Below are 16,560 nucleotides of genomic sequence, written 5' to 3'. Positions count from 1 at the left end.
GGCCATCCCCGACGACGACCGCTTGCGCGGAGGAAATACTTATGGCCGATGCAACCTCGAAGCCCGCAGCCGCCGCCGCCGCCGAAGTGACGGTCCTGCCGATCATTCTGGCAGTCAGTTTCTGCCACATGCTGAACGACATCATGCAGTCGATGATTTCGGCGATCTATCCGATGCTGAAGACGGATTACGCCCTCGACTTCTGGCAGATCGGCATCCTGACGCTCGCCTTTCAATGCACGGCCTCGCTCTTGCAGCCGGTGATCGGCATCGTCACCGACAAGAAGCCTTTCCCCTATTCGCTGCCGGTCGGCATGGGTTCGACCTTCATCGGCCTCTTCATGCTGGCGAGCGCTCATTCCTATGTCATGCTGGTTATCGCCGCCTCGCTGATCGGCATCGGCTCGGCGGTTTTCCACCCGGAGGCCTCGCGTGTCGCACGGCTTGCTTCCGGCGGCCGTTACGGCTTCGCGCAGTCGGTGTTCCAGGTGGGCGGCAATTTCGGCCAGTCCATCGGTCCGCTGCTCGCCGCCTTCATCATCGTGCCGAACGGGCAGGGCAGCGTCGCCTGGTTTTCGGGGATCGCTCTGCTCGGCATCGTCATCCTCTCGTGGGTCGCGCGCTGGTACAAGGCGCATATGCTCGCCAACAAGGGCCGCAAGCGGATACTGAACGCGCATAACCTGTCGAAGCGCACGGTGGCCATTTCGCTGGTGGTGCTGGCGCTGCTGACCTTCTCCAAGAACATCTACATGGCGAGCATCGGCAGCTATTACACCTTCTTCGTCATCGAGCGTTTCGGCGTGACGGTGCAACAGTCGCAGATCATGCTCTTCGTCTTCCTCGGCGCGGTCGCGCTCGGAACGGTGATCGGCGGACCGATCGGCGACCGGTTCGGGTCCAAGGTGGTGATCTGGTTCTCGATCCTCGGCGTGCTGCCTTTCACGCTCGCCATGCCTTTCGCCAATCTGCCGGTGACGATCGCGCTTTCGGCGATCGTCGGCTTCATCATGGCCTCGTCCTTCCCGGCGATCGTGGTCATGGCGCAGGAGCTGGTGCCGGGCCGGGTCGGCATGATCGCCGGCATCTTCTTCGGGCTTGCCTTCGGCATCGGCGGCATCGCTGCGGCGGTGCTCGGCATCCTTGCCGACCACTACGGCATTTCCTTCGTCTATACGGTTTGCGCCTTCCTGCCGGCGCTGGGGCTTCTGACGGTCTTCCTTCCGGGCAAAAAGGCGCTCAGGGTCGCCTGACGGGAAATCTTGCGGTTGAGGGATCGCCGAGGCTCGCCTTTGCCGCCGCGGACGTTATATTAGCGGTGAGGCACAGGGCCCGCGAAAAGGAGAGCGCGAGATGGAGTGGAGAGGCCGCCGTCAGTCGAACAATGTCGAGGACCAGCGCGGTGCCTCCATGGGCGGCAGCCCTTTCGGGCGGGGCGGCGGTTTTCGCATCCCCGTGGGAGGCGGCGGTCGTCGGGGCGGGGGTATCGGCATCGGCGGCATCGTCGTCATCCTGATCGTCTGCTGGATCGCCGGCATCAATCCGCTGACGCTGCTTTCGGGCGGCGACATCGGCCTGCAGGCTCCGAGCTCCCAGCAGACGACCGGCGGCGCGCCGGCGGATGACGACACGACCGCCTTCGTGCGCACCGTGCTTGCCGAGACGGAGGATACCTGGAACGGCATTTTCCAGGCGAACGGCCAGCGCTACCAGGAGCCGACGCTGGTGCTTTTCTCCGGCCAGGTGAGTTCCGCCTGCGGATTTGCCTCTTCCGCGACCGGCCCCTTCTATTGCCCGGGCGATCACAAGCTCTACCTCGATACGGATTTCTTCCGGGAGCTCGAGCAGCGTTTCGATGCGGCCGGCGATTTCGCCGAAGCCTATGTGATCGCGCATGAGGTCGGCCATCACGTGCAGAACCTGCTCGGCATCCTGCCACGCTTCAACCAGGCCCGGCAGCGCATGAGCGAAACCGAAGCGAACCAGATGTCGGTGCGCGTCGAGCTGCAGGCGGATTGCTTCGCCGGCGTCTGGGGCAAGTTCACGGAACAGAGGGGCATTCTGGAGCGCGGCGACCTGGAAGAGGCGCTCAACGCCGCCCAGCAGATCGGCGACGACACGCTGCAAAAGCGCAGCCAGGGCTATGTCGTGCCGGAAAGCTTCAACCACGGCACATCCGCCCAGCGCATGCGCTGGTTCCAGCGCGGCTTCGACAGCGGCGACATCAAGACCTGCGATACGTTCTCCGGGGATGTGTGACGATTCCGGAGGGCGCATGACGAAAAACTCAAGCCCGCCCTAGTTTTATCAAATACTTGACCTCCTCACTTGTAGGGGCCGGAAGCCCCGAGAGAACGCCGAAGGCCACGCACATGTGGAGCCACTTTATACAAATCCAAAGAGGTTCCGCATGTGCGTGGGCTCTCCGGATTGCTCTTTGAAAACCCGGCGGGAGATTGCGCGGGACGCTTCGGTGCGTCCGTGAACAGGCCCGTGTGCTTCCTAAAAGCAGAGGGTTACTTGTACATCCCCTCGCGCAGGTTGATGCCGTATTCCACATAGGCCTTCAAGGCGCAAAGCATCTGCGACCAGCCCTGGCAGTTGCCGTAGGAGGCGGCCAGTCCGCCGGGCGTCTCCCGCCAGCCTTCCTCGGCGATCGTCACCAGCGTGCGGTTGCCGTCCAGGGGTTCGAACGTCATGGTTATCGTCGTCTTGTAATTGGCGAGCACGACGTTTTCCGGCCCTTGTTCGGCGGGATTGCCGTCCGTCGCTTCCCAGCGCATCACGATCCGCCTGTTTTTCTCCACCTCGACGACTTCGACCGGGAACGCTCCGGGAAAATCGGCGAAATCCCAGGTGACGGTGGTGCCGGTCTCCAGCCGCGCGCTGGCGCCGCCGGTGGTGAAATAGCCCGAAAGCTTTTTCGGATCGGCGACCGCCTCGAAGACTTCCTCGACCGGTTTCGAGATCCGGCCGGATACCTTGAATTTCAGTTCCATGGTCTTCTTCTCCCTTGTTTCCCGATCCATCATGTTATAAAAACATAACATGTCAAGCGGAAAACAAAGCGACAAGATTTTCAAGGCATTAGCGGCGCCGATTCGCCGGGATATTCTGGACGAGCTGAAGGATCACCCGAAAACGACGGGCGAGATCTGCGCGCGTTTCCCGAACCTCGACCGCTGCACCGTGATGCAGCATCTGAAGGTTCTGGAGGGGGCGGGCCTGGTGCTGGTCAGGCGGGAGGGCCGCGAACGGTGGAACCACCTGAACCCGCTGCCGATCAAGGCGATCCATGACCGCTGGATCGGCGACTATGCGGCGCGTGCGGTCGACATGCTCGACCGGATGAAGCGGGATCTGGAAGGATAGGGCTCAGCCGACGAGGAAAGCCGTGCCGTAGAGTCCGAGCGCGAAGACCGTATGGGCGACGAGGTTGAGGAACCGGACCTTGTTGGGCTTCGGCGTCTTCGAGGCAGCCCAGCCGAGGCCCATGCCCGGCTGGAACAGGAACCAGCCGGCGCCGACCGTGACGATGCCGAAAATCCAGGCGGGCAGGAATGCCGGCGCAGCGAGCCAGTTCGGCCCCGCAATCAGCGCGAAGACGACGCCATAGAGGATGCCCACCGCATAGTGGCCGGCCCAGCCGAGCGCGAGTTCGTGTTCATAGGGTTCGGCGGCGGCAATGCTCTCGTGAAAAACCTTTCCCCGGGAAAGATGCCAGAACCAGCGGCCGCCCGGCGCCCAGTTGGCTTTCGGCTGGCCGAAGAAGCGGTGAAGCACGATCGCCCAGAGGTCCATAAGAACGGTCGCGCCGATGCCGATCAGGATGCCGCGCCAGAGAAGATCGATCATGAGTGCCGCCGGGAATAGATGGAAGAGAGGTCTTCTATAAACCTTTTCCGTCGGCATCCGGAAGTGGTGGATGCGACTTGCCGAATTATCCTTCTTCGCGGTCCGGATAAGCGGGCAGCGCTTCGGGATAGCGGGCACCGGCGGCGGCTCCATTCCTGCGTCCCATCAAAAACTTTGAAATGTTCACGTATTGTTTCCGTTTTCGTTTGCCGCTATGTAGGCGCGCGGCGACTTGGATCGTCTTTCCAGAAAAACACCGGAGCCTAGAGAGACATCCCGATGCTCGATCCGAAATTCGTCCGCCGCGGCCTGTTCCTCGTCTTCATGATCCTGTTTCTCGACGTTATCGGGATCGCCATCATCATGCCGGTGCTGCCGACATTCCTGCGGGAGCTTACCGGCGACGACGTGAGTGCCGCGGCCGTCGACGGCGGCTGGCTGCTGCTCATCTATTCGGCCATGCAGTTCCTGTTCGCGCCGCTGCTCGGAAACCTCTCCGACCGGTTCGGCCGCCGGCCGATCCTGCTTGCATCCGTTTTGACCTTTGCGCTGGACAATCTCATCTGCGCCGCTGCGACCAGCTTCTGGATGCTGTTCGTCGGGCGCGTGCTCGCCGGTATTTCGGGCGGCAGTTTCGCGACCTGTTCGGCCTACATCGCCGATATCAGCAATGACGAGAACCGCGCCAAGAATTTCGGGCTGATCGGCATCGCCTTCGGCGTCGGCTTCACGATCGGTCCCGTGATCGGCGGTCTTCTGGGCGAACTCGGCCCGCGCGTGCCTTTCCTCGGCGCCGGCCTGCTGTCGCTTGCCAATTTCATCGCCGCCTGGTTCCTGCTGCCGGAAACGCTGGAGCGGGCGCATCGCCGCAAGTTCGAGTGGAAACGCGCTAACCCGCTCGGCGCGCTGCGCCAGATGCGCCACTATCCGGGCATCGGCTGGATCATGCTGGTCATGTTCCTCTATTGGCTTGCGCACGCGGTCTACCCGTCCGTCTGGCCCTTCGTCTCGGCCTATCGCTATGGCTGGAGCGAGGGGCAGATCGGCCTGTCGCTCGGCCTCTTCGGCATCTGCGCGGCGCTTGTCATGGGCTTCGTGCTGCCGAAGCTCGTGCCCGTCCTCGGCGAATGGAAGACGGCGGTGCTCGGCCTGTCCTTCTCCTGCCTCGGGCTCACCGGCTATGCGCTGGCCTGGGAGGGGTGGATCGTCTACGCCGTGATCCTCGCCACGACGATCGAGAACGTCGCCGACCCGCCGCTCCGGAGCATCGCGGCCGGCAAGGTTCCTCCGTCGGCACAAGGCGAACTGCAGGGTGCGATGACGAGCCTCACCAGTCTGACGACGATCGTCGGCCCGGCGATCTTCACGCAGCTCTTCAGCGCCTTCACAGGACCGCAGGCAAGGGTGGAGTTCGCTGGCGCGCCCTATATCATGGCGGCGTTCTTCATGTTGATCGCGATTTTGGTGTTTTTGACCCGGATTTCGCGAAAAACGCAGGCAGATTCGCTCGAAAAGCAGCTTTCTCATCAGATTTCTTGAAGAGACGGCCAAAAATTCTGCTGCATGACCCGTAAGTCTTGCCGCACGGATGATGCTCCTCTATAGGCTGCATCATCCGCCGCTCCCCAGTTTCTGGAAGCGGCTTTTTTCGTCTATGGAGGAGTCCATGTCGAGCCAGGTCATGCCCTTTGAAGGCAATACAGACAATTCCTGGTCCTCGCATATGCGCGCGACATTCGCTCTGGGCATTCCGCTCGTCGGCGCCCAGCTCGCGCAGATGGCGATCCATACGACCGACGTCATCCTGGTGGGCTGGCTCGGAACGACCGAACTCGCCTCCGTCGTACTCGCGACGCAGATGTTCTTCATCGTCTTCATCTTCGGCACGGGGTTTTCCAGCGCCGTCGTCCCGCTCGTCGCGCAGGCGCTCGGCCAGAGCGATCCGGTCGGCGTCCGCCGCTCGGTGCGCATGGGGCTTTGGATCGTGCTGGCCTATGGCGTATTGACCGCGCCGCTTCTGTGGTTCTCAGAGCCGATCCTGCTGCATCTCGGTCAGGCGCCGGACGTTGCGGCCAATGCCCAGAGCTATCTGCGCATCGCGCAATGGGGCGTCTTCCCGGCGCTCGGGCTGATGGCGATCCGCAGTTTCGTCACTGGCCTCGAGAAGGGCGGCATCGTGCTCTACGTGACGATCGGCATGTTCCTGATGAATGCGGCGGTGGCCTATACGCTGATCTTCGGCCATTTCGGCGCGCCGGCCCTCGGCCTGCATGGCGCCGCGATCGCTTCCGTCGTGGCCAATGTCACCGGCTTTTTCATCGCGGTAGCCTATGTCGAGAGCCAGCCGAGGATGCGTGCCTATGAGGTTTTCGTGCGCTTCTGGCGGCCGGACTGGGGCATGGTACGCGAGATCGTGATGCTCGGCCTGCCGATCAGTTTCACCATCCTTGCCGAAGCCAGCCTGTTTTCCGCCGCTTCGCTTCTGATGGGCATGATCGGCAAGCTGGAGCTTGCTGCGCACGGCATTGCCCTGCAGCTCGCCTCGATCGCCTTCATGATCCCGCTCGGTCTTGCGCAGGTGGCGACCGTGCGCGTCGGCCTTGCCAATGGCCGCGACGATCTTCTCGGCGTCAAGCGGGCGGCGGTCGCCGTGCTTGCGGTCGGCATTTTCTTCACGGCGATCGGCAGCGTGCTTTACGCGGCTCTGCCGCGCTCGCTCGGCGGTCTTTTCCTCGACACGCGTCAGGGAGACGCGGAAACGGTACTGGCGATCGCCGTGCCGCTGATCGTGATCGCCGGCGCGTTCCAGCTCGTCGACGGCCTGCAGGCCGTCGGGGCGGGGCTGCTCCGCGGCCTCAAGGACACCAGGATACCGATGATCCTGGCGCTGATCGCCTATTGGCCGATCGGTTTCGCCTGCGCCTGGATTTTCGCTTTTCCGCTCGGCTTCGGCGGCGAGGGGGTCTGGTTCGGCTTCGTCACCGGGCTTGCGGCGGCTGCGGTGCTCCTTTGCGGCCGCTTCTGGCTTCTGGTCCGGCGCCGGACGAACGCAGCCCGCTGACATCCGGCGGGTTGTGCGATCGGAGGCGGATCAGGCGGCGAGAAGCTCCGGCAGAACCACGGGAGAATAGAAGCCGACGCTTGATTCGACACCGAGGCTCCTGCTCAAGGCCTGCCGGTCGATGCCGGCTGCCTCGTCCGATCTCGCAACGGCCGCGATGACCGGTTGCAGAACATGCTCGCCCTCGAATTGGAGGATGGTGATGAGGTTGAACGCCTCGGTGCCCGAGTTCTGCTCCAATATCATGTCGCCGATAAAACCCGGCTGCGCTCGGATGACTTCGTGCGTCCTTTGAATGAGCTTCATGAACTCGTCGCGAGCGTCTGCCGGTACCGAGAACCTGTTGATGCGGACAACGCGTCCCTTCTGCAATCTGCTCATATGAAAATACCCCTGCTCAGTTGAACAGGGGTATTTGTGCGACCTCAACTAAGGTTGAGGTCAATAGCCGTCGGCCGTCTTTTTTAAAGGCCGGGATCAGCGTTCCGCAAGCGCGGGCTCGCCTTTCCGCTCGCGCACCAGATTGATGAAGCGGCGGAAGAGATAATGGCTGTCCTGCGGGCCGGGCGAGGCCTCCGGATGATGCTGGACGGAGAAGACCGGCCTGCCGGCGACGCGCAGGCCGCAGTTCGATCCGTCGAAGAGGGAAATATGAGTCTCTTCAACGCCTTGCGGCAGGGACTTCGAATCCACCGCGAAGCCGTGGTTCATCGAGACGATCTCCACCTTGCCGGTCGTGTGGTCCTTGACCGGATGGTTGGCGCCGTGATGGCCCTGGTGCATCTTCTCTGTCTTCGCGCCGAGAGCAAGGCCAAGCATCTGGTGGCCGAGGCAGATGCCGAAGGTCGGGATGTCGGTCTCGATAATGTCCTTGATGACCGGCACGGCGTATTCGCCGGTGGCGGCCGGGTCTCCCGGGCCGTTCGACAGGAAGATGCCGTCCGGCTCGAGCGCCAGGATATCTTCCGAAGAGGTCTGGGCCGGGACGACGGTCACCTTGCAGTCGAGGCCGGAGAAGAGGCGCAGGATGTTGCGCTTCACGCCGTAATCGACGCAGACGATGTGGTACCTGGCATCTTCCGGCTTCAAATCGTCATAGCCTTCGTTCCAGACCCAGGGCTTTTCGGACCATTGGGAGGACTGGCCGGAGGTCGCTTCCTTGGCGAGGTCGAGCCCTTCGAGGCCGCTCCAGGCTTTCGCTTCCGCCTTCAGCGCCTCGATATCGAAGACGCCGTTCGGATCATGAGCGATCACCGCGTTCGGCGCGCCGTTCTGGCGGATCCAGGCGGTCAGCGCGCGGGTGTCGATGCCGGAAAGGCCGATGATGCCGCGCGCCTTCAGCCAGGCGTCGAGGTGCTTGGCGGCGCGATAGTTGGAAGGTTCGGTGATGTCGGCCTTGAAGATGGTGCCGACCGCGCCGCGCCGGGCGGCGGGCGTCAGGTCTTCGATGTCTTCCTCGTTGGTCCCGACATTGCCGATATGGGGGAAGGTGAAGGTGACGATCTGGCCGAGATAGGAAGGATCGGTCAGGATTTCCTCGTAGCCGGTCAGCGCCGTATTGAAGACCACTTCGGCCGGCACCTTGCCGGTTGCGCCGATCCCGGTTCCTTCGATCACCGTGCCGTCGGCGAGGACGAGCACTGCGGTGGATTTCCTGGTGGTCCAAGGGGAGGTCGAAGCGGCGGTCATGGTCATCCTTCTGCCCCACCGGTCCCGTCCCTTGAAGAGGCAGGCTGTGAAGGCCATTTATGGTCGCAGGAAAGGGCGCGCGGGACACCCGGCGCAGCCCTGACATCTAAATCTCGTGCAGGTGCCGGAAAATAGACAAAGCGTGCGGGGTGGTCAATCTCGCGCGCGGAAGAATCCGTTGGGATTATAACCGATCCGATTCAAGGGCTTGGAGTGAATTGATTTGATCGCCTCGAACCCGTCGTCTATGACTGCGGTGTGAATGACAAGGAAAAGCCACGATTCACGACGCCAGCGCCCGGCTTTTCCGAAGGAGCAAAAAACGATGATGCGCGACAAGCTTTCCGAAGCGCTCAAGGAATCCATGAAGGCAAAGGACGCCCGCCGGCTCTCGACCGTGCGGCTGATCCAGACCGCCATCAAAGACCGTGACATCGCCAATCGCGGCCTCGGCAAGGATCCGGTCAGCGACGACGATATCCTGCAGATCCTGCAGAAGATGGTGAAACAGCGCGAGGAATCGGCCAAGATCTATGAAGATGCCGGCCGCGGCGAGCTCGCCGCGCAGGAACGCGAGGAAATCGAAGTCATCAAGGGCTTCATGCCGGAGCAGCTTTCGGACGAGAAGGTGCGCGTGCTCATTGAGGCGGCGGTTGCCGAAACGGGCGCTCAGGGATTGCGCGACATGGGCAAGGTCATGGCCGTGCTGAAGGAAAAATATCCGGGCCAGATGGATTTCGCCAAAGCTTCCGGCGTGGTGAAGGAACTGCTGAAATAGGCTCTCAGCCATCGGCTCAAATACAAAAGGCGGGAACCCGGCCAGCGGGTTCCCGCCTTTTTTGCTCTTCTACGCCTCTCGCCGGCCGACCGCGGACTTGCTGCCGGTGAGAAAGGAACGGGTGCTGTGAGACGCTGCGATACGCCCCGTTCCGAAGAGCCAGGAAACTCGACATCCGGTAAGGACCTGTCCCGGGGGGCGTGAGACAGGCGCGGGCGCTTCCGAATGACGGGTCAAGCTAAGCCCACGCAGGCTCGCCTGGCAAATTACAAAAAGGTAATTTTGTCGGTTTGCGACCTGCCCGAGATTGCCGATCTCTGAAGAGAAATAGAGAACTCCATTCGCGCTCGACCCTGTGAATAGCGGGCAGCGTGAGGCATTGTGTGTGGCATTCCCCGAGGCCGGCGCTTATATGGAACCTGGGCCAGAGGTGAAGATGCGCTTTTCCAACAGTTTTCTCGACGAGATCCGTGATCGCGTGCCGATTTCGACCGTGATCGGCCGGCGGGTGACGTGGGATCGCAAGAAGACCAATGTTTCCCGCGGAGACTACTGGGCGTGCTGCCCGTTCCACGGCGAGAAGAGCCCGAGTTTCCATTGCGAGGACCGCAAGGGCCGCTATCACTGCTTCGGCTGCGGCGTTTCCGGCGATCATTTCCGTTTTCTTACCGATCTCGAAGGGCTTAATTTTCCCGAAGCGGTGCAGCAGGTCGCCGACCTTGCGGGTATCGCCATGCCGCAGCCGGACCCGCAGGCCGAGAAGCGCGAGAAAGAACGCACGACGCTGCTCGACGTCATGGAACTGGCGACGCGTTTCTTCCAGGATCAGCTTCAGAGCGCGGGCGGCGCCAAGGCGCGCGCCTATCTGCGCGACCGCGGGCTGACCGGCCGGACCATCGAGACCTTTCGGCTCGGCTACGCGCCGGAAAGCCGCAATGCGCTGAAGGAGCATCTCGCCGGCAAAGGCGTGCCGAAGGAACAGATCGAGGCCTGCGGTCTGGTGCGGCACGGCCCGGACATCCCGGTTTCCTACGACTATTTCCGCGACCGGATCATGTTCCCGATCCTGTCGTCGCGGGAGAAGGTGATCGCGTTCGGCGGCCGCGCCATGTCGCCGGACGCGCCGGCGAAATACATGAACTCGCCGGAAACCGAGCTCTTTCACAAGGGGCAGGTGCTCTACAATTTCGCCCGCGCCCGGCGCGCCGCCCAGGCCGGCCCTGGGAAAAGCGAGGGCGGCACGATCATCGCCGTCGAGGGCTATATGGACGTCATCGCGCTCAACCAGGCGGGCGTCGAGAACGCCGTGGCGCCGCTCGGCACGGCGCTCACCGAAAATCAGCTCGACCTTCTCTGGAAGATATCGCCGACGCCTGTCCTCTGCTTCGACGGCGACGGCGCGGGCCTGCGCGCCGCAAGCCGGGCCGCCGATCTGGCGCTGCCTTTCCTGAAGCCCGGCCGATCGGTGCGGTTCGCGCTGCTTCCGGACGGCAAGGACCCGGACGACCTGGTCAAGCATGAAGGCCGCGCGCCCTTCGACAAGGTTCTCTCGGAGGCGAGGCCGCTGGTCGACATGATCTGGCAGCGGGAGGCCGGATCGGCGAATTGCGACACGCCGGAGAAGCGCGCCGAACTGGAGGCGCGGCTGAAACAGATCGTCTTCGTCATCGCCGACGAAAGCGTCCGGCGCCATTACCAGCAGGAGATCCGCGACCGGCTGAACAGCTTTTTCGCACCCGCGTCCAGGAGCGGCAACGACCGCCGTCAAGGCTTTCAACGTGGCGGCGGACGCCAGGGATCGGGATATTCGGGGCAGGGCGGCGCATCGCAAGGGCCGCGCGCGGCGGGCAGGGCAGTCGGCGTCTCCGACCGGCTTGCGCGTTCCGGTCTCGTCCGCGGCTATGGCGACCTGCCGGCGCTCCGCGAAAGCGTGCTGGCGCTGACGATCGTCAACCATCCGCAGCTTCTCTTGGAGGAATATGACGAGATCGCCGCGATCGACTTTGAAAACCGCGACCTGCAGCGCTTCTGGTCGGCGGTGCTGCCGGCGGCCGCCACTGCCGGCGCGCACCTTTCGCGCGAATACCTCATGCAGCGTCTGGTCGGGGAAGGCTTCGACGCGATCCTGAAATCCCTCGATCAGCAGGTGCGCAATGCGCGGCTCTGGACCGCAACGGAGATCGCAGCGCCCGAAGACGCCCGCGAGGGCTATCGTCAGGCGTTGTCGCTCCACAAGCGCACCAAGGCGCTGCGCATCCAGAAGATCGAGCTCGAACGGGCGATCGCAGAGGCGACGGAGGCGGGGGATGCCGGCGAGATCGAGCCGTTACTCAGGGCGCTTTCAGAGGTGCAGCTGGAAATCCTGCGCATGGAGAACCAGGAAGCGATCATCGACGGTTTCGGCGTGCTTTCGGGGCGGGTGAAGGGCGCCGCCGTCAGCCACGGCTAATTGTTTCGCCTTTGAACCGGAGCGAGCAGGCCGGCCAACGCACCGAGCGCCGTTGATCCTATCGCAACCAGAAATTCTGAAAAATTGGGATGCTGCTTTCCGGTGAGAACAGACCAGACGAATACCGTCGTTACGCAACCCACGACAATCATTACAGCTATCGCCAGCACAATTACTGCGATGCGAAAGGTGATGACGTCTTCCAGTGCGTTAATCGGATTATTGCGCTTTACATCCTTGGCGAGCTCTTCGAGTACGGTAAGCGGCTCATCCTTGATCTGTTGCACAAGAGCTGGACTATCCCTGACACGATCCAGCAGCAGATCGACTGAGCGTGGCGTTGGTTCTGCCATTCCTGTTTCTCCAGTTGCTTGAGCAAAGGAAACTCAATGGGATCGATACCGTTTCTCAATATCAGCACCGTAGAACCCGCTTGTAAACTCATCAAGAACATCTTCTGATTGTGTTTTGCGGCAATCCCTAGCCGATACGGGATTGCGCCTGGCTTTTGAAGCTCATACGCTGATGGGAATTACAGGGAGAGATGACTATGAGGCGGATTTCCGGGAGCTGCCATTGCGGCAGGATCGCTTTCGAAGCCGAGGGCGAATTCAACGAGGCCATGGAATGCAACTGTTCCTTCTGCCGGCGGCGGGGCGTGCTTCTGGCTTTCGTTCCGCGCAGCAACATGCAGCTCACGACGCCCCGCGAGAACCTTTCCACATACCAGTTCAATCAACGGGTGATCGTCCACCATTTCTGTGCAAGCTGCGGCGTCGCCCCCTTCAGCGAAGCGACGATGCCGAATGGAGCGGAGATGGCGGCGATCAACCTCAGATGCGTACCGGAGATCGATCTTGCGGCGTTGACGGTAACCCAGTATGACGGTGCCTCCCGCTAGACAGGGGATGCCTGAATGGAGAACGCCTTCTTTCTCCAGGCGCGAACTCTTGTCTTTGAGGGCATGCTGCCTACATATCGGGTAAATCTGGTGAATGTACCCCTATTAGGCCCGTCTTGAGCGGGTTTTTCCACTTTTCCTGGGCATGAGCTTCGGAAAAGCTTGACGGAGCGTTAATTTGTGGGAATCACCATTTCAAGGCAGAACAGGCGGAGTGGGTCAATAGCACCGAACAGGACCGGTGATCTTCTGACGGGACGGTCCTGCGTCAAAAGCGACCGCCGAATGGTAATCGGGAATTAAAGGTCATTCCGTTACGTGTTGAACAGTGATTCGCGGTGAAAGCGGTAATTCCGTCTTGAGCCGGTGGCCACGAAGCGCGGCAAAAGTGGCGTTCAGGGAAAGCGACGAAATACATGGCAACAAAAGTCAAAGAAAACGAAGAAGCAGAGAACGAACGCGAAGGTACGCACGACGGTCCGCTTCTCGACCTTTCTGATGATGCCGTCAAGAAGATGATCAAGGCTGCGAAGAAGCGCGGCTATGTCACCATGGACGAGTTGAACTCGGTCCTGCCGTCGGAGGAGGTCACCTCCGAGCAGATCGAGGACACGATGTCGATGCTCTCCGATATGGGCATCAACGTCATCGAGGACGAAGAGGCGGAGGAAGCCGCCGGCGGTGACGACGACGGCGATAGCGACGGCGACAATGAAGAGAGCGAAGGCGGCGAACTCGCCACCACGTCCGGCACGGCGCTTGCTACCGCCAAGAAGAAGGAACCGACCGACCGTACCGACGACCCGGTGCGCATGTATCTGCGCGAAATGGGTTCCGTCGAGCTTCTGTCGCGCGAAGGCGAAATTGCGATCGCCAAGCGCATCGAAGCCGGCCGGGAGACGATGATCGCGGGTCTCTGCGAAAGCCCGCTCACCTTCCAGGCGCTGATCATCTGGCGCGACGAGCTGAACGAAGGCACGACGCTGCTGCGCGAGATCATCGACCTCGAAACGACCTATTCCGGTCCCGAGGCCAAGGCAGCCCCGCAGTTCCAGAGCCCGGAGAAGATCGAGGCCGACCGCAAGGCTGCCGAAGAGAAGGAAAAGAACCGCAAGGCCCGCTTCTCCGCGGCCAATGACGACGACATCACCGCGGTCGGCGGCGAGGGCGTCGCCATCGAGGAAGAAGAGGAAGACGACGACGAGTCCAGTCTCTCGCTCGCGGCGATGGAAGCGGAACTGCGCCCGCAGGTCATGGAAACCCTCGACCTGATCGCCGATACCTACAAGAAACTGCGCAAGCTGCAGGACCAGCAGGTCGAGCAGAGGCTTGCCGCGACGGGTACGCTGTCGTCCGCCCAGGAGCGCCGCTACAAGGAGCTCAAGGACGAACTGATCACCGCGGTCAAGTCGCTGTCGCTCAACCAGAACCGCATCGACTCGCTCGTCGAGCAGCTCTACGACATCAACAAGCGCCTCGTGCAGAACGAGGGCCGGCTGCGTGCGCTCGCCGAATCCTACGGCGTGTCCCGCGACAGCTTCGTGGAACAGTATCTCGGCGCCGAACTCGATCCGAACTGGATGAAGTCGATCAGCAACCTTGCCGGCCGGGGCTGGAAGGAATTTGCGCGGAACGAGAACCAGAAGATCCGCGACATCCGCCAGGAAATCCAGAATCTGGCCACCGAAACCGGCATCTCGATCGGCGAGTTCCGCCGCATCGTGCACATGGTGCAGAAGGGCGAGCGCGAGGCGCGCATCGCCAAGAAGGAAATGGTCGAAGCGAACCTGCGCCTCGTCATCTCCATCGCCAAGAAGTACACGAACCGCGGCCTGCAGTTCCTCGACCTCATCCAGGAAGGCAATATCGGCCTGATGAAGGCGGTCGACAAGTTCGAATACCGCCGCGGCTACAAGTTCTCGACCTATGCCACCTGGTGGATCCGGCAGGCGATCACCCGTTCGATCGCCGACCAGGCCCGCACGATCCGCATTCCGGTGCACATGATCGAGACGATCAACAAGATCGTCCGCACCTCGCGCCAGATGCTGCACGAGATCGGCCGCGAGCCGACGCCGGAAGAACTGGCCGAAAAGCTTGCCATGCCGCTCGAAAAGGTCCGCAAGGTCCTGAAGATCGCCAAGGAGCCGATCTCGCTCGAAACCCCGGTGGGCGACGAAGAGGATTCGCATCTCGGCGATTTCATCGAGGACAAGAACGCGCTTTTGCCGATCGATGCGGCGATCCAGGCGAATCTCCGCGAGACGACGACCCGCGTCCTCGCCTCGCTCACGCCGCGTGAGGAACGCGTGCTGCGCATGCGTTTCGGCATCGGCATGAACACCGACCACACGCTCGAAGAGGTCGGCCAGCAGTTCTCGGTCACCCGCGAACGTATCAGGCAGATCGAGGCAAAGGCGCTGCGCAAGCTGAAGCACCCGAGCCGCTCGCGCAAGCTCAGAAGCTTCCTGGATAGCTGAGCGGTTTTACGAGAAGAACTCAAGAAAACCCGGCCTGCTTCGGCAAGCCGGGTTTTCTTTTGCCCTGTCAGGCTGGCTTGACCAGTGCCTGAACGATCCGCCGTGTGATGGGCAGCGCGACCAGGAGGGTGGGAAATGCAATCACCCAGGAAACCGCCCAAGCGGACATCCAGCTTGGCGCGAATTCTGGAGCGAAGCCGAGGTTGTTGACGGTGGCCACGCCGGAGACGACGAAGGTCATCAGGATGGAGAGGATCATCGGCATGAGGAGGCCCGCATATGGTGCCGGCAAACGCGTAAACTTCATAATGGAGACTTTCTGAGGAGAGGTCGCCTTCTGCATCCGAGTCAGATCGCCATTCGACGACCAATTGAGATGCGTTGCCTCACGTCAGACGCTTACGGCTGGCTCAGTCAGCAGGTGCTTCCATAGAAAAAAGGAGGCGAGTTGGCAAGGCCGGTTTCCCCGTCCCCTCATCAATGCCCTACCGACCCGGAAAACAGGTTCACCACCACGACGCCACTGATGATCAGTCCGAGGCCGATGATGGCGGCGGTGTCGAGCGTCTGGCGGAAGAGGATGAGGCCGACGGCCGAGATCAGCACGATGCCGAGGCCACTCCAGATCGCGTAGGCGATGCCGACCGGCAGCGTGCGGAGCGTGATCGACAGGAGATAGAAGGCGGCGGCGTAGCACAGCGCCATCAGGACCGTCGGCAGGGCGCGGGTAAACTGCTGGCTCTGCTGCAAGAACGTCGTGCCGATGACTTCCAGCACGATTGCGGCGGCGAGCGAGCCGTAGGTGAGGATGGCGAGGTTCATGTTTCTGCTCTTATTTCGTAAGACTTCGGAGGTGGTCGCGAAGGTCGGCCAGTTCGTCCGCCGGAATGCCGTCCGCTTCCGTGAGGTTTGCAAGCCAGATGCCGTCCGCCGCATAGCGCGCGAGTTTCAGGGCCGGGCGGTCGTCGGTCGCCGCATGACGCGCAAGCCTTTCGCGCATCCAGTCGGACCAGAGCGCGCGCAGCCGGGCGTCGGTCATGCAGGAGATCGAAAGAGCCGCCCATGGGCTCTTCGCGCCGTCGCGCGTCACCTGAAAGAAGGCGTCGATATAGGCGCGGGTGAACCGGCCCTGTTCGACAGGGTCTTCGCTCATCAGGCGGCCGATTTCCTCGTCGAGTTTTCCAAGCAGATCCGTAAAGACCGCTTCGATGAGTGCCTGCTTGCTCGGGAAATGATGCAGCAAACCGCCCTTGGTGACGGAGGCCGCATCGGCCACCGCCTGTAGCGTCAGGCTTCCCAGCCCTCCGTCCACGGCGCATCGCGCCGCATGGTCCAAAAGGGATCGCC

17 protein-coding genes are annotated in these 16,560 nt (G+C 62.0%); 9 read left to right on the top strand and 8 right to left on the bottom strand.

Annotation, left to right across the window (positions count from 1 at the left end; all coding sequences use genetic code 11):
• Positions 1-41 precede the first annotated feature (41 nt).
• A complete protein-coding gene (locus ACMGE0_RS05170) occupies positions 42-1,253 on the top strand; it encodes an MFS transporter (protein WP_436814796.1) in 1,212 nt (403 codons plus the stop codon).
• A 100-nt stretch (positions 1,254-1,353) separates the two neighbouring features.
• The gene (gene ypfJ, locus ACMGE0_RS05165) at positions 1,354-2,259 is read left to right on the top strand and encodes a KPN_02809 family neutral zinc metallopeptidase (protein WP_436814795.1); all 906 of its coding nucleotides are present in this window, start codon (positions 1,354-1,356) and stop codon (positions 2,257-2,259) included.
• A 257-nt stretch (positions 2,260-2,516) separates the two neighbouring features.
• Here ypfJ and ACMGE0_RS05160 read toward each other — a convergent pair whose 3' ends face one another.
• Complete coding sequence (locus ACMGE0_RS05160; protein WP_436814794.1) at positions 2,517-2,999, bottom strand: SRPBCC family protein; 483 nt, start codon at positions 2,997-2,999, stop codon at positions 2,517-2,519.
• A gap of 49 nt (positions 3,000-3,048) precedes the next feature.
• Between ACMGE0_RS05160 and ACMGE0_RS05155 the strand changes: the two genes are divergently transcribed.
• Positions 3,049-3,372 (top strand): ArsR/SmtB family transcription factor, encoded by a 324-nt coding sequence (locus ACMGE0_RS05155; RefSeq protein WP_436814793.1) that lies wholly within the window; start codon positions 3,049-3,051, stop codon positions 3,370-3,372.
• 3 nt (positions 3,373-3,375) lie between these two features.
• Here the strand turns inward: ACMGE0_RS05155 and ACMGE0_RS05150 are convergent, their stop codons facing one another.
• The gene (locus ACMGE0_RS05150; protein ID WP_436814792.1) at positions 3,376-3,855 is read right to left on the bottom strand and encodes a DUF2938 domain-containing protein; all 480 of its coding nucleotides are present in this window, start codon (positions 3,853-3,855) and stop codon (positions 3,376-3,378) included.
• 279 nt (positions 3,856-4,134) lie between these two features.
• On the opposite strand from ACMGE0_RS05150, the gene ACMGE0_RS05145 reads away from it, so the two are divergent.
• Together ACMGE0_RS05145 and ACMGE0_RS05140 are read left to right on the top strand one after the other, a co-directional pair.
• Positions 4,135-5,394 (top strand): TCR/Tet family MFS transporter, encoded by a 1,260-nt coding sequence (locus tag ACMGE0_RS05145; protein WP_436814791.1) that lies wholly within the window; start codon positions 4,135-4,137, stop codon positions 5,392-5,394.
• 127 nt (positions 5,395-5,521) lie between these two features.
• Positions 5,522-6,916: an MATE family efflux transporter gene (locus tag ACMGE0_RS05140; protein WP_436814790.1), complete on the top strand. Its 1,395-nt coding sequence runs from the start codon at positions 5,522-5,524 to the stop codon at positions 6,914-6,916.
• 30 nt (positions 6,917-6,946) lie between these two features.
• On the opposite strand, the gene ACMGE0_RS05135 is transcribed toward ACMGE0_RS05140, so the two are convergent.
• Together ACMGE0_RS05135 and carA are read right to left on the bottom strand one after the other, a co-directional pair.
• Entirely contained in the window at positions 6,947-7,297 is a 351-nt protein-coding gene (locus ACMGE0_RS05135; RefSeq protein WP_436814789.1) for an antibiotic biosynthesis monooxygenase family protein, read from the bottom strand.
• 96 nt (positions 7,298-7,393) lie between these two features.
• The gene (gene carA / locus ACMGE0_RS05130; protein WP_436814788.1) at positions 7,394-8,605 is read right to left on the bottom strand and encodes a glutamine-hydrolyzing carbamoyl-phosphate synthase small subunit; all 1,212 of its coding nucleotides are present in this window, start codon (positions 8,603-8,605) and stop codon (positions 7,394-7,396) included.
• 325 nt (positions 8,606-8,930) lie between these two features.
• Between carA and ACMGE0_RS05125 the strand changes: the two genes are divergently transcribed.
• Together ACMGE0_RS05125 and dnaG are read left to right on the top strand one after the other, a co-directional pair.
• A complete protein-coding gene (locus tag ACMGE0_RS05125) occupies positions 8,931-9,383 on the top strand; it encodes a GatB/YqeY domain-containing protein (RefSeq protein WP_436814787.1) in 453 nt (150 codons plus the stop codon).
• Between the two features lie 436 nt (positions 9,384-9,819).
• Complete coding sequence (gene dnaG, locus ACMGE0_RS05120) at positions 9,820-11,832, top strand: DNA primase (protein WP_436814786.1); 2,013 nt, start codon at positions 9,820-9,822, stop codon at positions 11,830-11,832.
• Here dnaG and ACMGE0_RS05115 read toward each other — a convergent pair.
• Positions 11,829-12,185 (bottom strand): hypothetical protein, encoded by a 357-nt coding sequence (locus tag ACMGE0_RS05115; RefSeq protein ID WP_436814785.1) that lies wholly within the window; start codon positions 12,183-12,185, stop codon positions 11,829-11,831. The genes dnaG and ACMGE0_RS05115 overlap by 4 nt on opposite strands.
• Before the next feature lie 197 nt (positions 12,186-12,382).
• Here ACMGE0_RS05115 and ACMGE0_RS05110 point away from each other — a divergent pair, with 197 nt between their 5' ends.
• Both ACMGE0_RS05110 and rpoD read left to right on the top strand, forming a co-directional pair.
• Positions 12,383-12,733, top strand: a complete 351-nt coding sequence (locus tag ACMGE0_RS05110; RefSeq protein ID WP_436814784.1) for a GFA family protein — start codon at positions 12,383-12,385, stop codon at positions 12,731-12,733.
• Positions 12,734-13,149: 416 nt separating this feature from the next.
• Positions 13,150-15,213, top strand: a complete 2,064-nt coding sequence (gene rpoD, locus ACMGE0_RS05105) for an RNA polymerase sigma factor RpoD (RefSeq protein ID WP_436814783.1) — start codon at positions 13,150-13,152, stop codon at positions 15,211-15,213.
• Between the two features lie 67 nt (positions 15,214-15,280).
• On the opposite strand, the gene ACMGE0_RS05100 is transcribed toward rpoD, so the two are convergent.
• From ACMGE0_RS05100 to ACMGE0_RS05090, 3 genes are all read right to left on the bottom strand, one after another.
• Complete coding sequence (locus ACMGE0_RS05100) at positions 15,281-15,556, bottom strand: DUF2798 domain-containing protein (RefSeq protein ID WP_436814782.1); 276 nt, start codon at positions 15,554-15,556, stop codon at positions 15,281-15,283.
• 134 nt (positions 15,557-15,690) lie between these two features.
• A complete protein-coding gene (locus tag ACMGE0_RS05095; RefSeq protein WP_436814781.1) occupies positions 15,691-16,035 on the bottom strand; it encodes a DMT family transporter in 345 nt (114 codons plus the stop codon).
• A 10-nt stretch (positions 16,036-16,045) separates the two neighbouring features.
• Entirely contained in the window at positions 16,046-16,525 is a 480-nt protein-coding gene (locus ACMGE0_RS05090) for a TetR/AcrR family transcriptional regulator (RefSeq protein WP_436814780.1), read from the bottom strand.
• Between the last annotated feature and the right edge of the window lie 35 nt (positions 16,526-16,560).

Origin of the sequence: Neorhizobium descurainiae, assembly GCF_051400715.1 — a bacterium.
In the GTDB taxonomy this organism is placed as follows: Bacteria; Pseudomonadota; Alphaproteobacteria; order Rhizobiales; family Rhizobiaceae; genus Neorhizobium.
The sequence above is the reverse complement of the archived record's forward strand: the minus strand, read 5'-3'. Positions and strand labels throughout refer to the sequence as shown.